General features: G+C 63.3%; 17 protein-coding genes. 14 read left to right on the top strand and 3 right to left on the bottom strand.

Translation table 11 applies throughout. The annotated features are described in order from the left end of the window. The first annotated feature begins 162 nt into the window (after positions 1 to 162). The 4 genes from aceE (at position 163) to O0881_RS11060 (ending at position 8,170) form a co-directional block, all read left to right on the top strand. Positions 163 to 2,859, top strand: coding sequence for a pyruvate dehydrogenase (acetyl-transferring), homodimeric type (aceE, locus tag O0881_RS11075; RefSeq protein WP_251350656.1), 2,697 nt, complete (start codon positions 163 to 165; stop codon positions 2,857 to 2,859). A 94-nt stretch (positions 2,860 to 2,953) separates the two neighbouring features. Next, positions 2,954 to 4,606: a dihydrolipoyllysine-residue acetyltransferase gene (aceF, locus tag O0881_RS11070; protein ID WP_289911274.1), complete on the top strand. Its 1,653-nt coding sequence runs from the start codon at positions 2,954 to 2,956 to the stop codon at positions 4,604 to 4,606. Between the two features lie 10 nt (positions 4,607 to 4,616). Continuing rightward, positions 4,617 to 6,389: a dihydrolipoyl dehydrogenase gene (gene lpdA, locus O0881_RS11065; protein ID WP_289911273.1), complete on the top strand. Its 1,773-nt coding sequence runs from the start codon at positions 4,617 to 4,619 to the stop codon at positions 6,387 to 6,389. A 605-nt stretch (positions 6,390 to 6,994) separates the two neighbouring features. Then, complete coding sequence (locus O0881_RS11060; RefSeq protein ID WP_289911272.1) at positions 6,995 to 8,170, top strand: hypothetical protein; 1,176 nt, start codon at positions 6,995 to 6,997, stop codon at positions 8,168 to 8,170. A 23-nt stretch (positions 8,171 to 8,193) separates the two neighbouring features. On the opposite strand, the gene O0881_RS11055 is transcribed toward O0881_RS11060, so the two are convergent. After that, the gene (locus tag O0881_RS11055) at positions 8,194 to 8,913 is read right to left on the bottom strand and encodes a TetR/AcrR family transcriptional regulator (RefSeq protein WP_289911271.1); all 720 of its coding nucleotides are present in this window, start codon (positions 8,911 to 8,913) and stop codon (positions 8,194 to 8,196) included. 144 nt (positions 8,914 to 9,057) lie between these two features. Here O0881_RS11055 and O0881_RS11050 point away from each other — a divergent pair, with 144 nt between their 5' ends. Genes O0881_RS11050 through O0881_RS11040 form a run of 3 tightly spaced genes read left to right on the top strand, consistent with a single transcriptional unit; the run spans position 9,058 to position 13,385 of the window. Further along, positions 9,058 to 10,251 (top strand): HlyD family secretion protein, encoded by a 1,194-nt coding sequence (locus O0881_RS11050; RefSeq protein WP_289911270.1) that lies wholly within the window; start codon positions 9,058 to 9,060, stop codon positions 10,249 to 10,251. Positions 10,252 to 10,257: 6 nt separating this feature from the next. Then, positions 10,258 to 11,856, top strand: coding sequence for a DHA2 family efflux MFS transporter permease subunit (locus tag O0881_RS11045; RefSeq protein WP_289911269.1), 1,599 nt, complete (start codon positions 10,258 to 10,260; stop codon positions 11,854 to 11,856). A 50-nt stretch (positions 11,857 to 11,906) separates the two neighbouring features. Further along, positions 11,907 to 13,385: an efflux transporter outer membrane subunit gene (locus O0881_RS11040; protein WP_289911268.1), complete on the top strand. Its 1,479-nt coding sequence runs from the start codon at positions 11,907 to 11,909 to the stop codon at positions 13,383 to 13,385. A 9-nt stretch (positions 13,386 to 13,394) separates the two neighbouring features. Here the strand turns inward: O0881_RS11040 and O0881_RS11035 are convergent, their stop codons facing one another. Further along, positions 13,395 to 14,312 (bottom strand): LysR family transcriptional regulator, encoded by a 918-nt coding sequence (locus tag O0881_RS11035; protein WP_251350662.1) that lies wholly within the window; start codon positions 14,310 to 14,312, stop codon positions 13,395 to 13,397. A gap of 111 nt (positions 14,313 to 14,423) precedes the next feature. Between O0881_RS11035 and O0881_RS11030 the strand changes: the two genes are divergently transcribed. The 5 genes from O0881_RS11030 to O0881_RS11010 all read left to right on the top strand — a co-directional run bounded on the left by O0881_RS11030 (position 14,424) and on the right by O0881_RS11010 (position 19,997). Further along, on the top strand, positions 14,424 to 15,023 hold the full coding sequence (locus O0881_RS11030) for a short chain dehydrogenase (protein ID WP_099666779.1): 600 nt from the start codon (positions 14,424 to 14,426) through the stop codon (positions 15,021 to 15,023). Positions 15,024 to 15,134: 111 nt separating this feature from the next. Beyond that, positions 15,135 to 16,868, top strand: coding sequence for a hypothetical protein (locus O0881_RS11025; protein ID WP_289911267.1), 1,734 nt, complete (start codon positions 15,135 to 15,137; stop codon positions 16,866 to 16,868). A 153-nt stretch (positions 16,869 to 17,021) separates the two neighbouring features. After that, positions 17,022 to 17,714, top strand: a complete 693-nt coding sequence (locus tag O0881_RS11020) for a hypothetical protein (protein ID WP_289911266.1) — start codon at positions 17,022 to 17,024, stop codon at positions 17,712 to 17,714. A 104-nt stretch (positions 17,715 to 17,818) separates the two neighbouring features. Beyond that, a complete protein-coding gene (locus O0881_RS11015) occupies positions 17,819 to 18,550 on the top strand; it encodes a BON domain-containing protein (RefSeq protein WP_289903839.1) in 732 nt (243 codons plus the stop codon). Between the two features lie 154 nt (positions 18,551 to 18,704). Then, a complete protein-coding gene (locus O0881_RS11010) occupies positions 18,705 to 19,997 on the top strand; it encodes an MFS transporter (RefSeq protein ID WP_289911265.1) in 1,293 nt (430 codons plus the stop codon). A 61-nt stretch (positions 19,998 to 20,058) separates the two neighbouring features. On the opposite strand, the gene O0881_RS11005 is transcribed toward O0881_RS11010, so the two are convergent. Beyond that, complete coding sequence (locus O0881_RS11005) at positions 20,059 to 22,221, bottom strand: S9 family peptidase (protein ID WP_289911264.1); 2,163 nt, start codon at positions 22,219 to 22,221, stop codon at positions 20,059 to 20,061. A 174-nt stretch (positions 22,222 to 22,395) separates the two neighbouring features. Here O0881_RS11005 and O0881_RS11000 point away from each other — a divergent pair, with 174 nt between their 5' ends. Beyond that, positions 22,396 to 23,442: a lysozyme inhibitor LprI family protein gene (locus tag O0881_RS11000; protein WP_289911263.1), complete on the top strand. Its 1,047-nt coding sequence runs from the start codon at positions 22,396 to 22,398 to the stop codon at positions 23,440 to 23,442. A 39-nt stretch (positions 23,443 to 23,481) separates the two neighbouring features. Then, positions 23,482 to 23,949: a hypothetical protein gene (locus tag O0881_RS10995; RefSeq protein ID WP_289911262.1), complete on the top strand. Its 468-nt coding sequence runs from the start codon at positions 23,482 to 23,484 to the stop codon at positions 23,947 to 23,949. The last annotated feature ends 92 nt before the right edge of the window (positions 23,950 to 24,041 follow it).

The raw sequence follows: 24,041 nt of genomic DNA, 5'->3' as shown, positions 1-24,041 counted from the left end.
GGTGATTTCACAATGCGAAATGCTATATCGTAATTTGAAAAATAGTAAATACGCTGTTAGAATCCCCACACTAAACCGACTTAATAGTAAATAATCAGCGAAATACCGTCCGACAGCGATCCGGAAAATCGGGGTGGGGCGTTCACAAAGGAGACTCAACAGATGTCAGCTCAACTGAACCAGGTAACGACACAGATCGGCACCGACCCGGATATGCAGGAAACCAAGGAGTGGCTGGACGCGCTCGAAGCCGTGCTGGAAAATGAAGGTCCGGAACGCGCGCATTACCTGATGGAGCGCATGGTTGACCTGGCCCGCCGCCGCGGCGCGCAGATCCCGTTCTCCAGCACCACCGCCTACGTCAATACCATCCCCACCAAGCAAGAAGCACACTGCCCCGGCAACCTGGAATACGAAGAGCGCCTGCGCTCGTGGATGCGCTGGAACGCCATGGCCATGGTCGTCAAAGCCAACCGCGCCGACGGCGACCTGGGCGGCCACTTGTCCTCGTTCGCTTCGCTGGCGAACATGCTGGGCATCGGTTTCAACCACTTCTGGCACGCGCCGACGGCCGACCACGGCGGCGACCTGCTGTACATCCAGGGCCACTCCTCGCCCGGCGTCTACGCGCGCGCCTTCCTCGAAGGCCGCTTGACGGAAGAGCAAATGCTGAACTTCCGCAAGGAAGTCGACGGCAAGGGCCTGTCCTCGTACCCGCATCCGAAGCTGATGCCTGACTTCTGGCAGTTCCCGACCGTGTCGATGGGCCTGGGCCCGCACATGGCGATCTACCAGGCGCGCTTCCTGAAGTACCTGCACGCACGCGGCATCGCGAAAACCGACAACCGCAAGATCTGGGCCTTCTGCGGCGATGGCGAGATGGACGAGCCGGAGTCCTTGGGCGCGATCGGCCTGGCCGCACGCGACATGCTCGACAACCTGGTCATCGTGGTCAACTGCAACCTGCAGCGCCTGGACGGCCCTGTGCGCGGCAACACCAAGATCATCCAGGAGCTGGAAGGCGAATTCCGCGGCGCCGGCTGGAACGTCGTCAAGGTCATCTGGGGCCCGGGCTGGGACGCCCTGCTGGCACAGGACAAGGAAGGCATCCTGCAGCGCGTGATGATGGAAACCGTCGACGGCGAATACCAGAACTACAAAGCGAAAGACGGCGCCTACGTGCGCAAGCACTTCTTCGGCAAGCATCCGAAGCTGCTGGAAATGGTTGCCAACATGACGGACGACGACATCTGGCGCCTGACCCGTGGCGGCCACGATCCGCACAAGATCTATGCGGCATTCAAGATCGCCCAGGAACACAAGGGCCAGCCGACCGTCCTGCTGGTGAAAACCATCAAGGGCTACGGCATGGGCAAGTCCGGCGAAGCGCGCAACACGGCGCACCAGACGAAAAAACTGGACGACGAAGCCATCCGCGAAATGCGCGACCGCTTCTCGCTGCCGATCCCGGACGACAAGCTGGCCGACATCCCGTTCTTCAAGCCTGCCGACGATGCGCCGGAAATGGTCTACCTGCACGAGCGCCGCAAGGCCCTGGGCGGCTACCTGCCGCAGCGCCGCCAGAAATCGGAAGAAACCCTGCCCGTGCCTGGCCTGGACGCGTTCAAGAACGTGCTGGAAGCCACGCCTGAAGGCCGTGAAATCTCGACCACGCAAGCGTTCGTGCGCGTCATCTCGACCCTGCTGAAAGACCCGAACCTGGGCCAGCGCGTCGTGCCTATCCTGGTCGATGAATCGCGTACCTTCGGCATGGAAGGCCTGTTCCGCCAGATCGGCATCTACAACCCGAAAGGCCAGTTGTACGAGCCGGTCGACAAGGACCAGGTCATGTACTACCGCGAAGACAAGGCTGGCCAGATCCTGCAAGAGGGCATCAACGAAGCGGGCGGCATGAGCTCGTGGATCGCTGCGGCGACGTCGTATTCGACCAACGACCGCATCATGATCCCGTTCTACACCTTCTACTCGATGTTCGGCTTCCAGCGCATCGGCGACCAGGTATGGGCTTCGGCCGACATGCGCGCCCGCGGCTTCCTGATGGGCGGCACGGCCGGCCGCACGACCCTGAACGGCGAAGGCTTGCAGCACGAAGATGGCCACAGCCATATCTTTGCCGCGACCATCCCGACCTGCATGCCGTACGACCCGACCTTCAGCCATGAAGTCGCCGTCATCATCCAGGACGGCCTGCGCCGCATGATCGCCAACCAGGAAGATGTGTTCTACTACATCACGATCATGAACGAGAACTACGCCCAGCCAGGCATCAAGCCAGGCCAGGAAGAAGGTATCCTGAAAGGCATGTACAAGCTGCAGGAAGGCCCGGCTGACGCCAAGCTGCGCGTACAGCTGATCGGTTGCGGCACCATCCTGCGCGAATCGATCTTCGCCGCCGAATTGCTTGCCAACGACTGGGGCGTGGCTGCGGACGTGTGGTCGGCGCCGTCGCTGACCCTGGTGGCCCGCGATGGCCAGGATGCGGAACGCTGGAACATGGTCAACCCGTCGAAAGAGCAGCGCGTGCCTTACGTGACGTCGCTGATGCAGGATACGGACGGCCCGATCGTCGCCACGACCGACTACATGCGCGCGTTTGCAGAACAGATCCGCGCCTTCATGCCGAAGGGCCGCACTTATAAAGTGCTGGGCACCGATGGCTTTGGCCGCTCGGACAGCCGCGCCAAGCTGCGCGAGTTCTTCGAAGTGAACCGTTATTATGTCACCGTGGCCGCGCTCAAATCGCTGGCTGACGAAGGCAAGATCGACGTGTCGGTGGTGGAGCAGGCGATCGCCAAGTACGGCATCGACGCGAACAAACCGAATCCGGTGACCCAGTAATCGTTGTGCGGACCCGATGATGCCAGGGCGGTGCGAAAGTGCCGCCCTGGCGTGTGTGCGGGTCCATCTGACAAATAAAATAACGGAGCAAGCTATGAGCATTGTGGAAGTCAAAGTCCCGGATATCGGCGATTTCAAGGAAGTCGAGATCATTGAACTGATGGTCAAGCCAGGCGATACGGTCAAGGTCGACCAATCCCTGATCACGGTCGAATCGGACAAGGCCAGCATGGAAATTCCATCGAGCCACGCCGGTGTCGTCAAGGAATTGAAAGTCAACGTGGGCGACAAGATCGCCGAAGGTTCGCTGGTCTTGCTGCTGGAAGTGGCGGACGACGCCTCGGCGCCAGCGCCAGCGCCTGCCGCTGCCGCCCCTGCACCGGCTGCTGAAGCTGCACCAGCCGCCGCTCCCGCGCCAGCGCCTGCCGCTTCCGGCGCGCCGGCCCTGGTCGAGGTGACCGTGCCCGATATCGGCGACTTCAAGGAAGTCGAAGTCATCGAACTGATGGTCAAGGTGGGCGACAGCATCAAGGTCGACCAGTCGCTGCTGACGGTCGAATCGGACAAGGCCAGCATGGAAATTCCATCGAGCCACGCCGGTATCGTCAAGGAATTGAAAGTCAAGGTCGGCGACAAGGTGGCCAAGGGTTCGCTGGTGCTGGTCGTGGAAACGACCGGTGGCGCCGCTCCTGCCGCTGCCGCCCCGGCCGCAGCGCCGGCGCAAGCTGCCGCCGCACCTGCCGCCGCCGTCGCTTCGGCGCCGGTCGCCGCTGCTGCCCCGGCACCAGTTGCCGCCGCCCCTGCCGTGAATGGCAAGCTGGCGCACGCGTCGCCTTCGATCCGCAAGTTTGCGCGCGAACTGGGCGTGGACCTGGCCCGCGTGGGCGGTTCCGGTCCGAAGGGCCGGATCACCCAGGAAGACGTGCAGAATTTCGTCAAGGGCGTGATGTCGGGCGCTGTCGCCGCGCCGAACGCACCGGTCGCTGCCAAAGGCGGTTCGGGCCTGGATCTGCTGCCTTGGCCATCGCTGGACTTCAGCAAGTTCGGCACGACCGAATTGCTGCCGCTGTCGCGCATCAAGAAAATCTCGGGTCCGAACCTGCACCGCAACTGGGTCATGATCCCGCACGTCACGCAGTTCGACGAAGCGGACGTGACGGACCTGGAAGCGTTCCGCGTCGACACCAACGCGGCCAACGCGAAGAACAAGGATGCGGCCAAGCTGACCATGCTGGCCTTCGTCATCAAGGCGTCCGTCGCCGCGCTGAAGAAATTCCCCGCGTTTAACGCTTCCCTGGATGCCAAGGGCGAGAACCTGATCCTCAAGCAGTACTACAACATCGGCTTCGCTGCCGACACGCCGAACGGCCTGGTGGTGCCCGTGATCAAGGGCGCGGACCAGAAGTCGGTCTCGCAAATCGCCCGCGAAATGACGGAACTGTCGCTGCAGGCGCGCGAAGGCAAGCTGAAACCGGCCGACATGCAGGGCGCCAGCTTCACGATTTCGTCCCTGGGCGGCATCGGCGGCACGCACTTCACGCCTATCGTCAATGCGCCGGAAGTGGCTATTCTGGGTCTGTCGAAAGCCTCGATCAAGCCGGTATGGGATGGCAAGGCCTTCCAGCCGCGTTTGATGATGGGCACTTCGCTGTCCTACGACCACCGCGTGGTCGATGGCGCGATGGGCGCGCGATTCTCCGTGTACCTCGGCGAAGTCCTGGCCGACATGCGCAAAATTCTGCTGTAAGGAGCGATTGATGAGCACAGTAGAGGTAAAAGTACCGAATATCGGCGACTTCAAGGAAGTCGAAGTCATCGAACTGATGGTCAAGGTCGGCGACACCATCAAGGTGGACCAGTCCCTGATCACGGTTGAATCGGACAAGGCCAGCATGGAGATTCCATCGACCCACGCAGGCGTCGTCAAGGAATTGAAAGTCAAGGTCGGCGACAAGATCGCCGAAGGCAGCGCGCTGCTGGTGGTGGAAGCATCTGAAGGCGCGGCGGCAGCTGCACCGGCAGCCGCTCCTGCGCCTGCAGCAGCTGCTCCGGCGGCTGCCCCGGCAGCCGTTGCCGCCATCCCGGCCGGCAATTACAGCGGCCAGGTCGACATCGATGTCGACATGATGGTGCTGGGCGGCGGTCCTGGCGGCTATTCGGCGGCGTTCCGCGCGGCCGACCTGGGCATGTCGACGGTCATCGTCGAGCGCTACGCCACCCTGGGCGGCGTATGCCTGAATGTGGGCTGCATCCCGTCGAAGGCGCTGCTGCACGTCGCTTCCGTCATCGATGAAACGGCGCACATGTCGAACACGGGCGTGACGTTTGCCAAGCCGACCATTGATATCGATCAGGTACGCAAGTACAAGGAAGGCGTAATCTCGAACATGACGGGCGGTCTGGCCGGCATGGCCAAGGCGCGCAAGACGCAAGTCGTCACGGGCGTGGGCCAGTTCCTCTCCGCGAACCACATCGAGGTGACGGCTACCGACGGCTCGAAAAAAGTCGTGCAGTTCAAGCAAGCCATCATCGCCGCCGGTTCGTCCGTGGTGAAGCTGCCCTTCGTGCCGGAAGACCCGCGCATCGTCGATTCGACGGGTGCGCTGGAATTGCGCCAGATCCCGAAACGCATGCTGGTCATCGGCGGCGGCATCATCGGCCTGGAAATGGCGACCGTCTATTCCACCTTCGGCGCGCGCATCGACGTGGTCGAAATGATGGATGGCCTGATGCAGGGCGCGGACCGCGACGCCGTCAAGGTGTGGCAGAAGTTCAACGAGAAGCGCTTCGACAACATCATGACCAAGACCAAGACGGTTGCCGTCGAGGCGTTGCCGGAAGGCATCAAGGTCACGTTCGAAGCGGCTGAAGCGGGTGCCACGGCGCCGGCGCCGCAGATCTACGACCTGGTGCTCGTCGCCGTGGGCCGCAGCCCGAACGGCAAGAAGCTGGCAGCCGACAAGGCTGGCGTGCAAGTGACGGACCGCGGTTTCATCAACGTCGACAGCCAGATGCGCACCAACGTGCCGAACATCTTCGCCATCGGCGACCTGGTGGGCCAGCCGATGCTGGCGCACAAGGCCGTGCATGAAGCCCATGTGGCCGCGGAAGCGGCTTCCGGCCAGAAGTCGCACTTCGACGTCAAGGTGATTCCATCGGTCGCCTACACGGATCCGGAAGTGGCATGGGCCGGCATCACGGAAGACGAAGCGAAAGCCAAGGGCATCAAGGTCGAGAAGGGCCACTTCCCGTGGGCAGCTTCCGGCCGCGCCGTGGCCAACGGCCGCGCCGAAGGCTTCACCAAGCTGTTGTTCGACGCGGAAACGCACCGCATCATCGGCGGCACCATCGTCGGCACACATGCGGGCGACATGATCGGCGAGATCGCGCTGGCCATCGAAATGGGCTGCGACGGTACCGACATCGGCAAGACCATCCATCCGCACCCGACCCTGGGCGAATCGATCGGCATGGCCGCCGAAGTGTACGAAGGCGTGTGCACGGACTTGCCGCCGCCGCGCAAGCGCTGATGCTGTAGCCGTACCTTGTTACACTCAAAAACCCTCAAGCGATTGCGGGTTTTTTTATTGGAGCGGGCTACCACCTGCACCCGCCCCTGCGTGAATCGATCTGCAGGTTGAAAAAAACCGCCGAAGTGTACGAAGGCGTGTGTACGGACTTGCCGCCGCCGCGCAAGCGCTGATAAAGAGTTAATTTTCAGTATAAAAAAACCCGCAAGCGATTGCGGGTTTTTTTATATCCCTTGATCCTGGCAGCGTAAATCGCAGATGGGGCGTGGCGGATACGCCCCATGTGAAAATTGGTGAGTATTGCCGTATGGAAAAAGTGGCAGAATGGAGGTCTGTCACCATGTTCTTCTTTTTGCTGCAATGGAAGCGTGTGATTTTTCCAGGAATGTTGCCAGCGTGGGGTTCGGTCAAGTTCCGCTGTACCGATGAGAGCCTGCCCCGGTGGATGAATGCATCCCCTGCTGGCGCCCCTCGGAAGCGGGGACTGCGGTGACCGTCGTCGCGTGGCTCGCCCCGCGTGCTCCTCACGCCTTGTCCGCGCTCCTGATGAACTGCCAGCAGAAGACGCTCCCTACTGGGATAGGCCCCAAGAAAGTTTTGCAACAATGAAAAAATTTACCGCCCTCCATATTGCCGATGTCCGTTTGCGCCGGGCCGATGAGCAAGAGCAAGCCGTGATGCTGCATGCCTTGTACCAGGACGTGGCCGCTATCTTGGCGGCGGGCAAGAGGATCGATGCGATTTTCTTCACGGGCCAGCTGGTGGCGCCAGACGCCTGTGCCGGCACGACGCCCGTGTATGTCTACGAATATTTCCTGCGCCCCTTGCTGCAGGCGGCCAGCTTGCCCGGCGCGCGGTTCTACCTGGTGCCGGGCAGCCGCGCGCAGGGTGTCGCGGCGGCGGCGCTGGGCAATGCCGGCTTCAGCTTTTTCTCCGCCGATGAGCATGCCAGTGCCGAGCAGCGCGCGCACTACAAGAATATCCACGCCGTGTTCCATGGCCACCAGCATACGGGCGATGCCAGTTCGCTGATGAAGTCGCTGGGCATCTTGTTCAAAAGCAATCCCGGCAGCCTGTACGGTGCGCATGGCCAGATGGCGGCGTTTGCCGTACTCGAGTTCGGTGCGGATGCGGCCGCGGCCGATGACGGCAAGGCAGGCACGCAGTGGACGGTGTCCCTGCGCGAGTTCGATGACGTGAGCAAGAACTTCGCCCTGTCGGTGCTGTATACGCCGAATGGGCAGGAAACGGGGCAGGTGGATGCCGAGTATGTGTTTGCCACCTTGCTGCCGCAGCTGGCGGGCGAGCGCGCCTATCTCGATGGATTGCTGGGCATGGCGGGCGCGCCGCGGCGCGTGGACGCCGGCGCGGCGGCCGATGCGCGCGAATTCCTGATGGAGCTGGCGTTCGTGATGTTCGAAGCGAAGACCGTCTTCCTCAGCGCAGCGGAGCTGGAGCGCTTTGCCGGCGACTATTGTGGCGTGAAGGGCTGGAACATGGCGGCCGGGGACTGGCTGGCGCCGTTGTATGCGCATGGCTTGCTGCTGCGGGCCGATGGCCAGGTGGCGTTTTCCTTCGATTACTTCCGCACGTATTTCCTGGCGCAGCGCTTTGAAACGTCGTTCGACCTGATGCGCTATGGCCCCGAGCGCTACGATGGAAGTGAGTCTTCACTCAGCCTCGATGGCGCATCGGCGGCCCAGCCTTTCCTGCGCGCGCTGGGCTTGAACGATGAACACGCCGACGCGGCGGTGACGGAAGACTGCAGCCGCCCCGGCTGACCTGGCCGGCCAGCCGTCCCGCGTCAGCCCGCCAGCGGCTGGCGCAGGGTGCCGCGCAGGAACAGGTCGAGACTGACCGTCACCTTGGCGCGCAATTGCGCCACGTCCGGTTGCGCCTGCGGCGGAAACAGCAGGCGCGACATCTGGTCGCCCAGCAGGCAATTGAGCAGGTGCAGCGCCAGCATGGACGGCGTCAACTCGGCGCGGAACAGGGGCGCGATGTCGGGCCGGCTGAAAAACTTGACCAGCATCTCGCGCGTCTGTCCAGGCCCCACCTTGTAAAACGTTTCCGCCAGTTCCGGGTGCGTGGCCGCCTCGGCCACCACCATGCGATTCAGGCGGATCGCCGCCGGCATGGTGACGAGCTGCACGAACAGCAGGCCGAACTCGCCCAGGATGGTGGGCAGGGGCCGCATATCCGTTTCCAGCGCCGGCATGGTCGAGAAGTAGGCGGCGCGGCGCAGTTCCACCACGGCATTGAACAAGCCCGACTTGCCGCCAAACTTCACATAAATCGTGCGCACGGCCACGTGGGCTTCGCGGGCGATCATTTCCAGGCTGACCTTTCCATACCCCTTTTCCAGAAACAGGCAACCGGCCGTGTGCAGCAGGTTTTCCATGCGCGCTTCCATGTCGGCCGCGCGCGGGCGGCCGGCTGGCTTGCCGCAGCAGGAAAGCTCCTGGGCAGCTTCGTCGGATTCTTTATCGGTTGGCAAGGTATCGCTGAGGCCGGGATCAGGCATGGTCTGGGTCTCTTTATAAGTGGGAAGGTAAGTGATGGCTCACACTGTAGTGCAAATTAAAATGAAATGCAATCGTTTCATTTCTTGACTTTGGCTTTTCTTTGCCCAATAATGAACCTACATCATTTCATTTCCGGAGCGAGTATGTCCAACCAGCCAGGCCAAGCAGAGCACAAGGTGCTGAGCGCCGTCCCACCCGCGGCCCCGGCCGCACCTTCCGCGCCTGCCGCTTCCGCCAGCTCCGCAGCACCGAATAACCGCGTGAAAATCATTGCCGGCCTGATCGTCCTGGTCGCCCTGGGCGCCGGCGCGCGCATGTGGTACCGCAGCCACTACTTCGTGGAAACGGAAAACGCCTATGTGGCCGGCCACGTGCATCCCGTTTCGGCGCGTATTTCCGGCGTCGTCACCAAGGTCTTCATCGACGACAATCAAATCGTGAAAGAGGGCGACGTGATCGCCGAACTCGACCCGTTCGACCAGCGCGTGAAAACCGAGCAGATCGCCGCGCAGATCGCCAGCGCCGAACAGCAAGTGCTGCAAGCGGATGCGCAGATCGCCCAGGTGCAGGCGCAAGCCAGCGGCGCCCAGGCGCAAGTGGCGCAAGCGGACGCGCAATTGCTGCGCGCGAAACAGGATGCGGAGCGTTATGGCCAGCTGTACACGAGCCAGATGAAAGCCGTTTCGAAAGCGGAACTCGACGCGGCCAATGCGGCCCGCTCGAGCGCCGTGGCCGACCTGGCCGCCCGCCGCGACAGCGCTTCGGCCGCCAAGGCGCAGATCGGCGCCGCCCAGGCCGCGCGCGACGTGGCCAAGGCACAAGTGGCCGTGCTGCGCGTGCAATTGAAGGACGCGGAACAGCAGCTGCAATACAACCGCATCCTGGCGCCCGTCGCCGGCCGCATCGGCAAGCGCAACGTGGAAACGGGCATGCGCGTGCAGCCTGGCCAGCAATTGACGGCCATCGTGCAGGACAACGTCTGGGTCACCGCCAACTTCAAGGAAACGCAACTGGCCGACCTGCACCGCGGCCAGAGCGTGCACGTGACGATCGACGCCATGCCGGGCAAGAAACTGGTGGGTACCGTGGACAGTTTCGCCCCTGCCTCGGGCGCGCAGTTCGCCCTGCTGCCGGCCGATAACGCCACCGGTAACTTCACCAAGATCGTCCAGCGCGTGCCGGTGAAGATCGTCTTCCAGCCGGAAGACATCAAGGCCATGAATGGCCGCCTGGTGCCGGGCATGTCGGTGATCGCTGAAGTGGAAGTGAACCAGCCCGTGTCGGAAAAGGATGCGCGCCACGCCGCCGCTCCTGCCGCCCGGACCACCGCCCGCTAAGCTTCCATGAGCAGCTCCTCCACCACGCTGGCGAAGCCGCCAGCGTTTCCCGTGATCGACGAGAAAGTCTCCGCGCGCACCTGGCTGGCGGTCGCCGCCGGCATGCTGGGCGCCTTCATGGCGGTGCTCGACATCCAGATCACGAACTCCTCGCTCAAGGATATCCTTGGCTCGCTGTCGGCCACCCAGGAAGAGGGCTCGTGGATTTCCACGGCTTACCTGGTCGCCGAAATTATCGTCATTCCCCTCACCGCGCTGCTGGCGCGCGTGTTCGGACTGCGTACCTACATGATCGGCACCACCGCCTTCTTCCTGCTGTTCTCCACCCTGTGCGGGGCGGCGTGGAACCTGGAAAGCATGATCGTCTTCCGCATGCTGCAGGGGTTTACGGGCGGCGCGCTGATACCGATGGCGTTCACCCTGGTGATGCTCAAGCTGCCGGCGTCGAAGCGCGCCGTCGGCATGGCCATCTTCGGCCTGACGGCCACCCTGGCGCCGGCCATGGGCCCGACCCTGGGCGGGTATCTCTCCGAGCTGTATGGCTGGCCTTCGATCTTCTACATCAACTGGGTGCCGGGCGTGCTGCTGATCGCCGGCATGATCTATGGCCTGGACAAGGAGCCGATGCAACTGAAGCTGTTCTGGAAAGCCGACTGGCTGGGCATCTTCTTCATGGCCCTGGGCCTGGGCTGCCTGACCATCTTCCTGGAAGAGGGTAATTCGAAGGACTGGTTCGACTCGGGTTTCATCATCGCCTTCGCCGCGCTGGCCCTGACGGGCATCCTGGGCTGGGTCGTCACCAGCGCCACGCGCGCCGAACCGTTCGTCAACCTGGCCCTGTACGGCCAGCGCAATTTTCTCGTTGCCACCGTGCTGTCGGCCGTGACGGGCATGGGCCTGTATGGCTCGGCCTTTTTGCTGCCCCTGTTCCTGGGCCAGATCGCCGGCTATTCGCCGATGCAGATCGGTGAAGTCATCATGTGGGTGGGCTTGCCGCAGCTGTTCATCATGCCGTTTGTCGCCAAACTGTCGTCGAAGGTGGACAACCGCATCCTGTGCTCGTTCGGCCTGCTGCTGTTCGGCGGTTCGTGCATGATGAATGCCTACATGGACGCTTCCACCGGCTACGACCAGTTGCTGTGGTCGCAGGTGGTGCGCGCGCTGGGCCAGCCCTTCGTCATGCTGACCCTGTCGAACTTCGCCATGAAGGGTATCGCGCCGAAGGACATGGCGTCCGCTTCGAGCCTGTTCAATATGACGCGCAACCTGGGCGGCTCGATCGGCATCGCCCTGCTGGCCACCGCCCTGAGCACCCGCGAGCACTTTCACTCGCAGCGCCTGGGTGAAGCGATCAACGCGTATTCCAGCGCCACGCAGCTGCGCATCGACCAGTTGACGTCCTCGTTCATGGCCAAGGGCTATGACGCCGTCACGGCCGGCAACCAGGCCTTGCAGGCGATCGACAGCATCGTGCGCCGCGAAGCGTATGTGATGGCTTACAACGACGGCTTCTTCCTCGTCGGCGCCATCCTGCTGGCCTGTATCGTGCCCCTGTGGCTGGCCGACAAACTCAAAGCCCCCGGTGGCGGTGGCGGCGGTCATTGACCGCGCACAGGCCGCACGTGCAGCACCTCAAGAACAAGAAGGTACACATCATGAACACAGTTATGACCAAAATCGCCGCAGCCGCCTCGCTGGCCGTGCTGCTTGCCGCCTGCGGCACCGTGGGCCAGGATTTCAAGGCGCCCGCCAATCTCGCCGGCATCGACACGGCCACATTCCGCCACGGCGCGGGTAGCGCGGACGCCGCGCAATTGCCGGCCGAATGGTGGAGCGTGTTCGGCGACGACACCCTGAACCGGCTGGAACAAGCCGCGCTGCGCGACAACCCGAGCGTGAAAGCGGCCGGCGAACGCCTGCTGCAGGCGCTGGCGCAAAGCGGCACGGCGCGCGCCAACCAGGGCCCGAGCGTGAACGTCAGCACGGGCATCTCGAACTCGCGCACTTCGGCCAACACCTCGCAGGGCCTGGCCCTGGGCAACCGCTCCATCAGCGGCAACAATTTTTCCGTCGGCGGCACGCTGTCGTATGAAGTCGACTTGCTGGGCCGCGTCAAACGCATGGTCGAAGCGGCCGATTCGCAGGCGCTGGCGGCGCAGGCGGACCGCGACGGCGTGCTGCTGATGCTGTCGGCGCAAGTGGCCAGCAATTACTGGCAGCTGCGGGGGCTGGACGCGGAAATGGCGATCTTGAACGGTGCGCTCGACACGCGCCGCGAATCGGCCCAGCTGGTCGAGGCGCGCTTCAACGCGGGCCTGACGAATGAGCTGGACCTGGCGCGCGCGAAAGTGGAACTGTCGAACGCGCAAGCCGACCTGCATGAAGTCAAACGCCAGCGCAACCAGCTGGAAAACAGCCTGGCTACCCTGACGGGCAAGCCGCCATCGGCGCTGCAGCTGCCGGTGGCCGCCGAACCGTCGTCCTTGCCGCTGCCGCCAGGTATCCCTGTCGGCTTGCCTGCCAGCCTGCTGGCGCACCGCCCGGACCTGGTCTCCAGCGTGGCGGGCCTGCGCGCGGCGAATGCGCAGGTGGGCGTGGCCGAAGGCGCGTTTTACCCGTCGCTGCAATTGACGGGCAATTTCGGTTATGCGTCCGAAAAGCTGCGCGACCTGGCGCAGGGCGGTTCGCGCCAGTTCAGTTTTGGTCCGCTGGCCCTGTCCCTGCCCATCTTCGACGGTGGCCGCAACCAGGCCAACCTGGATTTGTCCAAGGCGCGCTATGCGGAAGCCGTGGCGAATCATGAAACCAAGCTCCTGACGGCCTTGCGCGAAGTGGAAGATGCGCTGTCCGACGTGGAGCAGCGCCAGTTGCAGGGCGACGCCCAGGCCCTGTCGCAGGCAGCGGCGGCGCGCGCCTACCTGGTGGCGCGCACGCGCTACGAGCGCGGCATCTCGACCTACCTGGACGTGACCGATGCGCAACGCAGCTCGCTGGCGGCGGACCGCGCCGCCGCGCAGATCAAGACCCAGCGCCTGCTGGCGACGGTCGCCGTGGCCCGCTCTCTGGGCGCCGGCTGGCAGCCGGACGGCGAACTGGCCAAGCTGGCGTCGGCGCCCGCCGCAAAGGCCAACTAGGCTTCCCGGTTACGTGAGCGTGGCCGGCGGCGGTGTCGCCGCCGGCCCGTAGCGTTCCAGCAGAAAATCGATGAAAGTCGTCAGCTTCGGCGTGGGCTGGCGGTCGCGCGCATACACGAGGTGCATGGGGCGCGGCGCCGGCACGTAGTCGGCCAGCAGCGGCACCAGCTTGCCGGCGGCGATATCGCCGGCCATCAGGATTTCCGCCTGCATGACGATGCCGAAGCCGTGCAGGGCCGCTACGCGCAGCGCCTGCCCATTGTTCGAACGGAAGCGGCTCTCGCGCACGGGGCTGCCGTCGTCGTCGCCGCTCCTGGCCAGGCGCCAGCGCACATGGCGCGTCCACTGCATGAAGTCCAGGCATTCGTGGCGCGCCAGGTCGGCCGGTGTGCGCGGCGTGCCGTGTCTGGCCAGGTAGGCGGGCGCGGCGCAGATCACCATCGCATACGGCCGCAGCGCGCGCGCCACCATGGCGGAATCTTCCAGCTTGCCGATGCGGATGGCGGCGTCGAATCCTTCTTCCACCAGGTCCACCGTCCTGTCGTTCAGGTTCAATTCCAGGCTCACTTCCGGATACGCGTCGAGGTAGTCGGCCAGCAGCGGCGCGATGCACTCGCTGCCGAACGATACGGGCGCCGTGATCTTCAGCTTGCCGCGCGGCGCCGTGCGCATGGCTTCCGCACCCCGTTCGGCCGCATGGATGCTGGCCAAAATCTGGCGGCACTGCTCCACATATTGCTGGCCGATTTCCGTCAGGCTTTGCCGCCGCGTCGTGCGCGCCAGCAGCCGCGCGCCCAGCCGCTCTTCCAGGTATTTGATGTGCTTGCCCACCATCACGGGCGAAATCTGGAATGCCTCGGCGGCGGCCGTGAAACTGCCCGCATCGACGACGGCGACAAAAATTTCCATGCTGCGCAATTTATCCATGGCGTCTTGATTGCAAACTGTGGATTAGTAATCTTGTAAATTCTAGCGTATTTATTCCTTTTTGTAAGCGGCGCATACTGGCTCCATCGTTCAACCAGACAAGGAAGCATCATGAAAATCGTTATCATCGGCGCCAGCGGCACCATCGGCACGGCTGTCGCCGCCCAACTGGCGCAACGCCATGAAATCATCGAGGTGGGCAGCCGCAGCGGCACGCACCAGGCCGACATGGGCGACATCGCGCAAGTGCGCGCCCTGTTCAAGCGCATCGGCAAGGTCGACGCCGTCGTCGTCACGGCCGGCAAGCTGCATTTCGGCCCCTTGGCCGAATTTACGCCCGAGCAATTCCAGCTGGGCCTGGACAGCAAGCTGATGGGCCAGGTCAACGTGGCGCTGGTGGCGCAGGAATACCTGAACGACGGCGGCTCGATCACGCTCACGAGCGGTATCGTGGCCGACCAGCCCATCCGCTTCGGCACGGCCGCCACCATGACCAACGCGGCCGTGGAAGGTTTCGTGCGGGGCGCCGCCATCGAGTTGCAGCGCGGCGTGCGCATCAATGTCGTCAGCCCCACGGTGCTGGAAGAGTCGCTGGAGTCGTATGGCCCCTTCTTCTACGGCTTCGAACCGGTCGCCGCCAGCCGCGTGGCCCTGGCTTACAGCCGCAGCGTGGAAGGGGCGCAGACGGGGCAGGTGTACAAGGTCTGGTAAGCCGCTTGCCATGCCATGGGGCAGGTGGGACAATCGCAGGCTGAACAAGAAAGCGGCCGCGCCGTGATGGTGCGGGGCGCTTGCTTGCTGTGAACCATACACCGAGGCCCCATGAAAAACATCCTGATTCCCCTGCTGATGGCCGCTGCCGTCGGCAGCGCCTGCGCCGCGACGCCAGCCGCCGCACCAGCCACCCCGGCCACCGCGCAACAGCTGACCAGCATGAGTGCCCGCTATGCGCCCGTCGCGCTGACGGCCGATGTCACGCACCTGTCCGCGGGCGACCGCCTGGCCATCGCCAAGCTGGTCGAGGCGGCCAAGCTGGTCGACGTGCTGCAGCTGCGCCAGCGCTGGTCCGGCAATGAAGCGCTGTGGGCGGCCTTGAAGAAGGACAAGTCGGCCCTGGGCCAAGCCCGTCTGAACTATTTCTGGATCAACAAGGGTCCCTGGTCGGTGCTCGACGCCCACGCCTCGTTCATGCCGGCCAGCTATGCCGGCATCGCCATTCCCGCGCACAAGCCGGAAGCGGGCAATTTCTATCCGCAGGGCGCTACCAAGGCCAGCCTGGAAACGTGGATGAACGGCTTGCCGGTGGACGACAAGCAGCAGGCGCAATGGTTTTTCACGACCATCCGCGCGGGCAAGGACGGCAAATACCAGACGATCAAATACTCGGACGAGTACAAGGTGGAACTGAAGCAACTGGCCAAGCTGCTCGACGAGGCGGCCACCGCCACGGACAATGCATCGTTGAAGAAATTCCTGACCCTGCGCGCCAAGGCTTTTCTCGACAACGACTATCTGCCGTCCGACTTCGCCTGGATGGACCTCGATTCGCCCGTCGACATCACCATCGGCCCGTACGAAACGTATAACGACGAACTGTTCGGCTACAAGGCTGCCTTCGAAGCCTACGTGAACATCCGTGACCAGGCGGAAACGCAAAAACTGAACTTCTTCGCCAAGCACATGCAGGAGCTGGAAGACAACCTGCCGCTCGACGCCCAGTACCGCAACCCGAAAGTGGGCGCGCTGGCGCCGATGGTGGTGGTCAACCAGGTGTATGGCGCGGGCGACGGCAACATGGCCGTGCAGACGGCCGCCTACAACTTGCCGAACGACGAGCGCATCATCAGCGCGCGCGGCTCCAAGCGCGTCATGCTGAAAAACGTGCAGGAAGCCAAGTTCAAGGCCACCCTGACGCCGATCTCGAAACTGGTGCTCACGCCCGAAGCGCAGCAGGACGTGGATTTCAATTCTTTCTTCACGCACATCCTCGCGCATGAAATCATGCACGGCCTGGGCCCGCACGCCACCGTGGTCGACGGCAAGCCATCGACGCCGCGCCAGGACTTGAAAGAAGCGTATTCCACCATCGAAGAAGCCAAGGCCGACATCACGGGCCTGTTCGCGCTGCGCTACATGATGGACAAGGGGCAGCTGAACGATACCCTGGGCCAGGGCGACGTGGCCGAGCGCAAGCTGTACAACACTTTCCTCGCCTCCGGTTTCCGCACCCTGCATTTCGGCTTGACGGATTCGCATGCGCGCGGCATGGCCATCCAGATGAATTACATCCTCGACAAGGGCGGTTTTGTGTCGCTGGGCGATGGCAAGTTCGGCGTCGATTTTGGCAAGATCAAGCAGGCCGTGATCGACCTGGACCGCGAATTTCTGACCATCGAGGCGACGGGCGACTATGCGCGCGCGCAAGCGATGATGAGCAAATACGTGGTCATCCGCCCGGAAGTGCAGGTGGCGCTCGACAAGATGAAGGCCGTGCCCAACGATATCCGTCCGGAATTCGTCACGGCGCGCGCGCTGGACAAGGCGGCGAAGAAATAAGCCCGAGCTTGATTCTTGTCAGTATAAAAAGCCGGCGCCTTTGCGCCGGTTTTTTTTTGTCTTTATTTGTGAAAAGTTGCCAGTTTTTCCTTGTGGAAATATCCGCGCCGCTTACCCTGCAATGGTTGCCGCCCCATTTGTCCTGTCGACCCCATGCCCAAACCGCTCTTGCTGATGAGCTTGCTCATCGCCCTGTCTCCGTTGCCCGCCGTGGCTGCCGCCAGTCTCACGGATCTGGAAGTGCGCTGGCTGCAGGCGGGCCAAGCCGTGATCGCATTTGCGCGGGCGCAAGGTTTGCCCATCGATATCATCGTCCAGCCGCAGGAGGCCCCCGGCGCCGTGCCGCTGGCGCTGGGCTACGCAGCCGGGCGCTGCAAGCTGGTGCTGTCCTTGCGCGGCAATGCCATGGCCGATACTGTCCTGCAGGGCGTGCCGCCCGCGCGCGACGGCCTCATGATCGAAGCGATGACGGCGCATGAAATCGGCCATTGCCAGCGCTATGCGCAGGGCGACTGGCATGCCTTGCCGCGCGGCTTTGTCGAGCCGCTCAGCAGGCAGCGGGGCAAGTTCACACCGCTGGCGCAGGAGCTGCGCGAGACGCGCCGTGAAGAGGCCTATGCGGATCTGGTGGCCCTGGCCTGGATGCATGGGCGCCACCCCGGCCAGTACCAGCAGGTGCTGGCCTGGATGCGCGGCGTGCGCGCGGCTGGCGAGGCCGTGGATGGTTCGCACGCCACGCAGGCATGGCTGGCGCTGGCCGATGGCGCGGGTGCATTTGATGACTCCGCTTCACCATTTGAACAGGCGCAAGTATTGTGGCGGAAGGGCTTGAGCGGCGACAAATAAACATGATTTTTTCCGCGGATGGCCTGTCAGCGTGTGCTGTCGCACGGAGCTTTGCGTCCGGCAGGGGTCTAATCTGGGCATCAATTAACCAGAGAGGAACCATCATGAACAAAATGATCGCACTCATGCTGGCCGCCAGTGCCAGCGCCTTGCTTGCCGCCACGCCCGCGTATGCGCAGGATGCCTCATACAAGAGTTTGACGGACAAGGCATCCAGTGATTACAAGCAGGCCAAGGCCGCCTGCGACAGCCATAGCGGCAACGCGAAAAAAGTCTGCGTGGAAGAAGCCAGGGTGGCGCGCGCCAAGGCCGATTCGGATGCCGTGGCCCAGTACCGCAACACGCCGCGCGAGCTGGGCAAGGCCCGCAAGGACGTCGCCAATGCCGAGTATGACCTGGCCAGGGCCAAGTGCGGCGACCGCACTGGCGCGGATAAAACCACGTGCATGAACGATGCCAAGGCGGCGAAAACGGCGGCCCTGGCCGATGCGAAAACGGGCGCCAGGGCCGGCACCAATGTGGCGCAAAATCCGCCCGCCACGACGAAGGAAAATTGCGACGCCATGGATGCGACGGCCAAGGCCGCCTGCGTGACGCGCAACGCGGCCGGCAGCACGAAGACGGCCGTGGCCGACTCCGTCATCACCACCAAGATCAAGGCTGACCTCGTCAAGGACAATGACTTGAAAGCGCTCGATGTGCACGTGGAAACGGTGAACGGCGTCGTCATGCTCAGCGGCTTCGTGCCTTCGCAGGCGCAAGTGAAAAAAGCGGCCGACCTGGCCCGTGGCGTGGAAGGCGTGACGGATGTGAAGAATGGCTTGAAAGTGAAGTAAGCGCATTTTGTACAGATGTTAAGGCCAGGGCTGGAGCCGCACGCAGCAGTGCAGCTCCAGTTTTTTTGATTGTATAAATTACGATCATAATATAACATGGGAGGAAACCCGCCAGCAGGCGGTGCTGGGCTAACTCTTTTCTCATGGGGATTGCATGCTTTCCTATCCTTTTTCGCAATGGCTGGAGCGGCGCGGCATCCACTTTGCCTGGGTCATCGTCGCCATCACTTTTCTCACGGCATTAACCTCGTCGGCCGCGCTGGGCTTGCCGGGCGCGCTGATGCAACCGTTGAGCCGAGAATTCGGCTGGGATGCGGAGCAGATTTCCTCGGCCCTGGCCGTGCGCTTCGTGCTGTTCGGTTTGATGGGCCCGTTTGCCGCCATCCTGATGGAGCGTTTCGGCTTGCGCAATATCATCTGCGTGGCCCTGGGCCTGATCGCCGCCGGCATGCTGCTGGCCACGCGCATGACGCAGTTCTGGCATCTGGTGGCCCTGTGGGGCATCTTGCTGGGGTTGGGTTCGGGCATGACGGCGCTGGTCCTGAGCGCCGTGGTGGCGAACCGCTGGTTCGAGACGCACCGGGGCCTGGTGGTGGGCGTTCTGACGGCCAGCTCGGCTACGGGCCAGCTGCTGTTCCTGCCCGTGGGCGCCTGGCTGATCGAGCACTACGGCTGGCGCACGGCCGTCATGCCCGTGTTTGCCGCCTGCGCCATCGTCGCCGTGCTGGCCTTCCTGTGCATGCGCAACCGTCCGCAGGATGTGGCCTTGCGTCCGTATGGCGCCGATCCGGCCACGCCGCTGGCGCCACCGCCAGCAGCGAAGATGACGTTTGCCACGCCCTTTTTGATCTTGCGCAGTGTTGCCGCGAATCGCACCTTCTGGATCCTGTTCGGCACCTTCTTCATCTGCGGCCTCAGCACCAATGGCTTGATCCAGACGCATTTCATTTCCCTGTGCGGCGACTCGGGGCTGTCCGCCGTGCCGGCCGCGTCCGTGCTGGCCATGATGGGCGCCTTCGACCTGTTCGGCACCATCCTGTCCGGCTGGCTGTCGGACCGCTATGACAACCGGAAATTGCTGTTCTGGTACTACGGCTTGCGGGGCTTGTCCCTGTTCTGGTTGCCGTATTCGGAATTTACCTTGTACGGCCTGTCGCTGTTTGCCATGTTCTACGGCCTGGACTGGATCGCCACCGTGCCGCCCACCGTCAAATTGGTGGGGGCCACGTTTGGCCGGGAGCGGGCGGGCATGGTGTTCGGCTGGATCTTCGCCGGCCACCAGCTGGGCGCCGCCGTGGCCGCGTATGGGGCGGGCCGTATCCGCACCCTGATGCTGACCTACAACCCGGCCCTGTTCGCGGCCGGCGCCGCCTGCCTCGTGGCCGCGCTGATGGTGCTGGCGATCCAGCGGCAGAAGGCGGCCGTGGCCGCCGCCCAGCCCGCATGAAAAAAGCCAGGCCCGCGTGTGCGGAGCCTGGCTTTTTCATTTTTCAAGAACGTTTCAGGACTTATTTGAGGTACTTGGCCAGCCAGCCTTCCAGTTCGCTGTAGAAGAAACGGCTGTTCTCGCCCTTCAAAATCCAGTGGTTTTCGTCCGGGAAGACCAGCAGTTTCGCCGGCACGTTCAGGCGTTGTTGCACGGCAAAGTTCATCAAGGCATTGTTGGCCGGCACGCGATAGTCGAGCTCGCCCACGGTGATCAGGATCGGCGTGGTAAAGCCCGTGCCTTTTTCGTGGTTGCCCGCTTGCATGACCGGGCTTTGGTCGCGCCACACGGGCAGGTTCGACCAGACGGGGCCGCCTGCATTCGTTTCACGGCCGAAACCGCCGTCGCTGGTACCCCACTGCATGATCAGGTCCATTTCGCCCGCGTGCGAGACGATGGCCTTGTAGCGCGTGGTGGTCGCTTGCAGCCAGTTGGCCAGGTGGCCGCCATAGCTGGCGCCGCCGGCGGCCAGTTTCGTGCCGTCGATGAATGGATATTTCTTGATGGCTTCATCGACACCCTGGTTGACTTCGTCGCCCGGGCCCTTCAAGGGGTCGAATTGAATCGAGCGCGAGAATTCCTCGCCATAGCCGGTGGAACCCTTGTAGTCCGTCAGCAGCACGACATAGCCGGGCTTGGCCAATAAATGATAGTTCCAGCGCAGCACGAACTGGTCGCGCCACATGCTGGCCGCGCCGCCGTGGATGACGGTAAACAGCGGATATTTCTTGTTCGGGTCGAAATTGGCCGGCTTGATGAGCATATTGTGGATCTGGCGGCCGTCGGCCATCGTGAACCAGAAGTGCTCGGGCGCCTGCCAGTCGATCTTATCTGCCTTGTCCGTATTGAAAGCCGTCAGGCGTTTCGGTTGCTTGCCGTTGAAGGCATAGATTTCCGGCGGGTTGATGGCGGACTCCCACACGCCGACCAAGGCCTTGCCGCCGCTGCTCAGCGAGTTGATGGTGCCCGTAGGCAAGGATGGCTCTTCGCGCACGTCGCCGCCCCTGGCGTCGATCGAGTACAGCTTTTCCAGGCCCGCATGTTCATAGCTGAAGAGGACGCGCTTGCCGCCATCGGGCAGCACGAAGCGCGAAATCGAACGGTCCAGCTTGGCCGTCAGGATGGTCGGTGCAGGGTTGCTCATCGGCCAGGCGAAGCTGGCCAGGCGCTTCACGTCATACACTTTACCGGGCGTTTGCGCGTCGCTGAGGGCGAACAGGGTCTTGCCGTCGGCGGCAAATTTCAGGGAACCGTAGCTATGTTTGTCCTGCGTCAAGCGCTGCGCTTCGCCGCCCGCCACGGGCAGCAGATACAGTTGCGAGTAGACGGCTTCGCGCTGGGCCGCATCGCGGTTGGTGGCCGCGTTGAAGACGACGGCTTTGCCGTCCGGCGTCCAGACGGCGTCCAGCGATTGTCCCTCGTCGCCCTGGCCGCCGCCAAAGCCCGGCAGAGTGACCAGTTGCGTGCCCGACAGGATGTCGCGCGGCGTATTTTCACCTTTCGTATCAGGCTGCGCATCGACGATGAACAACCGCACTTGCTTGTCGGTCAGCCATTTGTCGAAATAGCGGGGCGCCGTCGTTTCATACGAACGGGCGCTGTATTTGCGTTCCTTGCGCTCTTTCGCGCTTTGCTTGACGTCGGCTTCCGTCTTGTTGCCTGGATAGATGTCGCTGATGAACAGCAATTGCTTGCCGTCCGGACTCCATTTCGGCATGCGCGCGCCCAGGGTGAGCGAGGTCAGGCGTTGCGCTTCGCCGCCGGCGGCCACGTCGAGGCGGTAAATCTGGCCAGCTTCATCGCCGTCGCGCTTGGCGACAAACACCAGCTGGCGGCTGTCCGGCGACCAGGCCACGGCGCTTTCGCCCCCCTTGGAAGAGGTCAGGCGGCGCGCGGGGCTGTCATCAAGCAGCGACTTGATCCACAGGTCGGACGATTGGTCTTGGCTAGAGTAGGCGCTGTCGACCACGGAAAACACGGCCCATCGCCCATCGGGGCTGGCGACGGGCGCGCCCACCCGTTTCATCAGCCACACGTCTTCATGCGTGATGGCGTGCCTGGCCTGCGTGGCGGCAACTGGGGTGGTGGCCTTGGTATCGGCGGCGTGGACGGTCGTTGCCAGCGAGGCGCAGGCCGCTGCGATCAGCAGCGAGCCGAGGGAACGGCGAAGACGGGGTGAGGTCATGGGCGTGGTCCGGAGTAGTGAAAAAAGTACAGCGGGCAACATTATTGCCCATCGTTTCCTGCACTGCCAAGGCTGCGTACCGTTACTTACCAGGCCGGCGCACGCATGGCGGACGGGTGGGGCGTATCCGATCAGTTAAACTTGCCGCTTTACTCACGCTGGCGCCGATTCAACATGAAAATTAGTCTACCCTTATTGAAAACGCTATTGCTGGGCGCGAACTGCCTGCTGGCCGCCCCGGTTTTTGCCGCCGCCGCCGCACCGTACCCGAATACCAGCGCCATGGGCGTGGGTCACGCGGAAAGCACGGCCTGGTATGCGGCTTGCCTGAAGGTCAAGGATGCGGCGCCGCCGCCCGCCGATTTGCCGGCGCCGTCCGCCGCGGCATCGCTGCAGCAATGCCAGGCAACAGACCTGTATTACGATACCAAGAGTATGTCCTCGCCCAAGCCGGCCGACTGGCGTCCCGCGCGTCATTGCGCCATGGCCACGCAGAACAGCGCCGTGCTGATGATGCTGTACCAGAATGGGCAGGGCGTGCAGAAGGACCCGCTGCTGGCGCTGAAGTATGCGTGCAGCATCGATGCGGCGCCGGCCGAGATGCGGGGGCGCATCGAACACTTGCAGCAGATCAATGCCAGCGGACGCGGCATGATCGACCTGTGCGACGACATCACCAGCGGCTACATGATGGGCGTGTGCAGCGCCATCGATGCGCGGCAAAAGCAGCGCGTGCGCGCGCAGGCGACAGATAAGGTCAGTGCGGCCATGCCGGCCGTGGCGCAAGCGTCGCTGCAAAAGCTGCAGGCGGCGGCAAGCAAGTTTGCCGATGCGCGCGCGGCGAATGAAACGGACTTGAGCGGCACGGCGCGCGCCGCCCTGAGCATCGCCGCCCGCACGGCCGAGCTCGACCAACTGGCGCACGATCTGCGCGAGTATGAAGCGGGCAAGTTGCCAGAAAGCATGTCCAAGGAACAGGCGGCGGCGCTCGACAAGGAACTCAACGCCATCTACGGCAAGCTCATGAAAAAGCCGGCGGAAACCCATGCGGGCGCTGTGGGCAAGGATGGCATCCGCGCCACCCAGCGCCTGTGGCTGGCGTACCGCGATGCCTGGATGAATTTTGGCGCTGTGCGCTATCCAGCCGTGACGAGCGAGACCTGGGCCGGCCGGCTGACGTCGCGGCGCAATGTGCAACTGCAAGATTTGCTGGGGAATTGAGCCATGCGGGAAGCGTACTACCACGAAGACGATTTTTGCATGATCGAATTGTTGCCGCTGGATAATCTACAGCACTGTCTGACGCAGATGGGCGAGCAGCAGGCGTTCGCCGACGCGCACCGCAGCGGCGCCGGCTGGACGGACATGTATGTGCCCGAGGCGCCGCCGTCGCCGCTGCGCGCGCTGGGCCTCACGGCGGACCAGCTGCGCCTGGCGCTGGCGGACGCCTTGCCGCCCTACGACGCCGTCTACACGGGCTACAGCAGTTACCGGGTGGAATGCAAGAACGTGCTGGCCTTCGGCGGCGAGCACACGGAAACCCTGTTCGCCGGCCTGGACGACAAGGGCATCGTGTGCGACCTGTGGTGCAGCGATGGCATGCCTGAGCTGTTGCTGCTGCCCTTGAAGGAACGGTTGCTGCTGGCCGACTGGGGCGCGGGGTTTGCGTGCCCGCTGGCCGATGGGGAACTGTTCGCCCGTTATCTGCAGGAATACGAACTCGACTGATTTATTCGCAGGCGATGGCGTTCGGTTGCGCCACTTTGATGACCGACGCCAGGCGCGCCATGTCGTTGCCGTCGCCTTGCTCCAAATCGGCC

The organism is Janthinobacterium sp. SUN100, from assembly GCF_030397705.1.
Lineage (GTDB): Bacteria > Pseudomonadota > Gammaproteobacteria > Burkholderiales > Burkholderiaceae_D > Janthinobacterium > Janthinobacterium kumbetense.
Note: the sequence above shows the minus strand (reverse complement) of the source record. Positions and strands in the feature narration are given on the sequence as shown.

Bases quoted from the DNA above. Each gene is read 5' to 3' on its own strand.
- aceE (WP_251350656.1), top strand. From the start codon at position 163: ATGTCAGCTCAACTGAACCAGGTAACGACACAGATCGGCACCGACCCG.
- aceF (WP_289911274.1), top strand. From the start codon at position 2,954: ATGAGCATTGTGGAAGTCAAAGTCCCGGATATCGGCGATTTCAAGGAA.
- lpdA (WP_289911273.1), top strand. From the start codon at position 4,617: ATGAGCACAGTAGAGGTAAAAGTACCGAATATCGGCGACTTCAAGGAA.
- O0881_RS11060 (WP_289911272.1), top strand. From the start codon at position 6,995: ATGAAAAAATTTACCGCCCTCCATATTGCCGATGTCCGTTTGCGCCGG.
- O0881_RS11055 (WP_289911271.1), bottom strand. From the start codon at position 8,913: ATGCCTGATCCCGGCCTCAGCGATACCTTGCCAACCGATAAAGAATCC.
- O0881_RS11050 (WP_289911270.1), top strand. From the start codon at position 9,058: ATGTCCAACCAGCCAGGCCAAGCAGAGCACAAGGTGCTGAGCGCCGTC.
- O0881_RS11045 (WP_289911269.1), top strand. From the start codon at position 10,258: ATGAGCAGCTCCTCCACCACGCTGGCGAAGCCGCCAGCGTTTCCCGTG.
- O0881_RS11040 (WP_289911268.1), top strand. From the start codon at position 11,907: ATGAACACAGTTATGACCAAAATCGCCGCAGCCGCCTCGCTGGCCGTG.
- O0881_RS11035 (WP_251350662.1), bottom strand. From the start codon at position 14,312: ATGGATAAATTGCGCAGCATGGAAATTTTTGTCGCCGTCGTCGATGCG.
- O0881_RS11030 (WP_099666779.1), top strand. From the start codon at position 14,424: ATGAAAATCGTTATCATCGGCGCCAGCGGCACCATCGGCACGGCTGTC.
- O0881_RS11025 (WP_289911267.1), top strand. From the start codon at position 15,135: ATGAAAAACATCCTGATTCCCCTGCTGATGGCCGCTGCCGTCGGCAGC.
- O0881_RS11020 (WP_289911266.1), top strand. From the start codon at position 17,022: ATGCCCAAACCGCTCTTGCTGATGAGCTTGCTCATCGCCCTGTCTCCG.
- O0881_RS11015 (WP_289903839.1), top strand. From the start codon at position 17,819: ATGAACAAAATGATCGCACTCATGCTGGCCGCCAGTGCCAGCGCCTTG.
- O0881_RS11010 (WP_289911265.1), top strand. From the start codon at position 18,705: ATGCTTTCCTATCCTTTTTCGCAATGGCTGGAGCGGCGCGGCATCCAC.
- O0881_RS11005 (WP_289911264.1), bottom strand. From the start codon at position 22,221: ATGACCTCACCCCGTCTTCGCCGTTCCCTCGGCTCGCTGCTGATCGCA.
- O0881_RS11000 (WP_289911263.1), top strand. From the start codon at position 22,396: ATGAAAATTAGTCTACCCTTATTGAAAACGCTATTGCTGGGCGCGAAC.
- O0881_RS10995 (WP_289911262.1), top strand. From the start codon at position 23,482: ATGATCGAATTGTTGCCGCTGGATAATCTACAGCACTGTCTGACGCAG.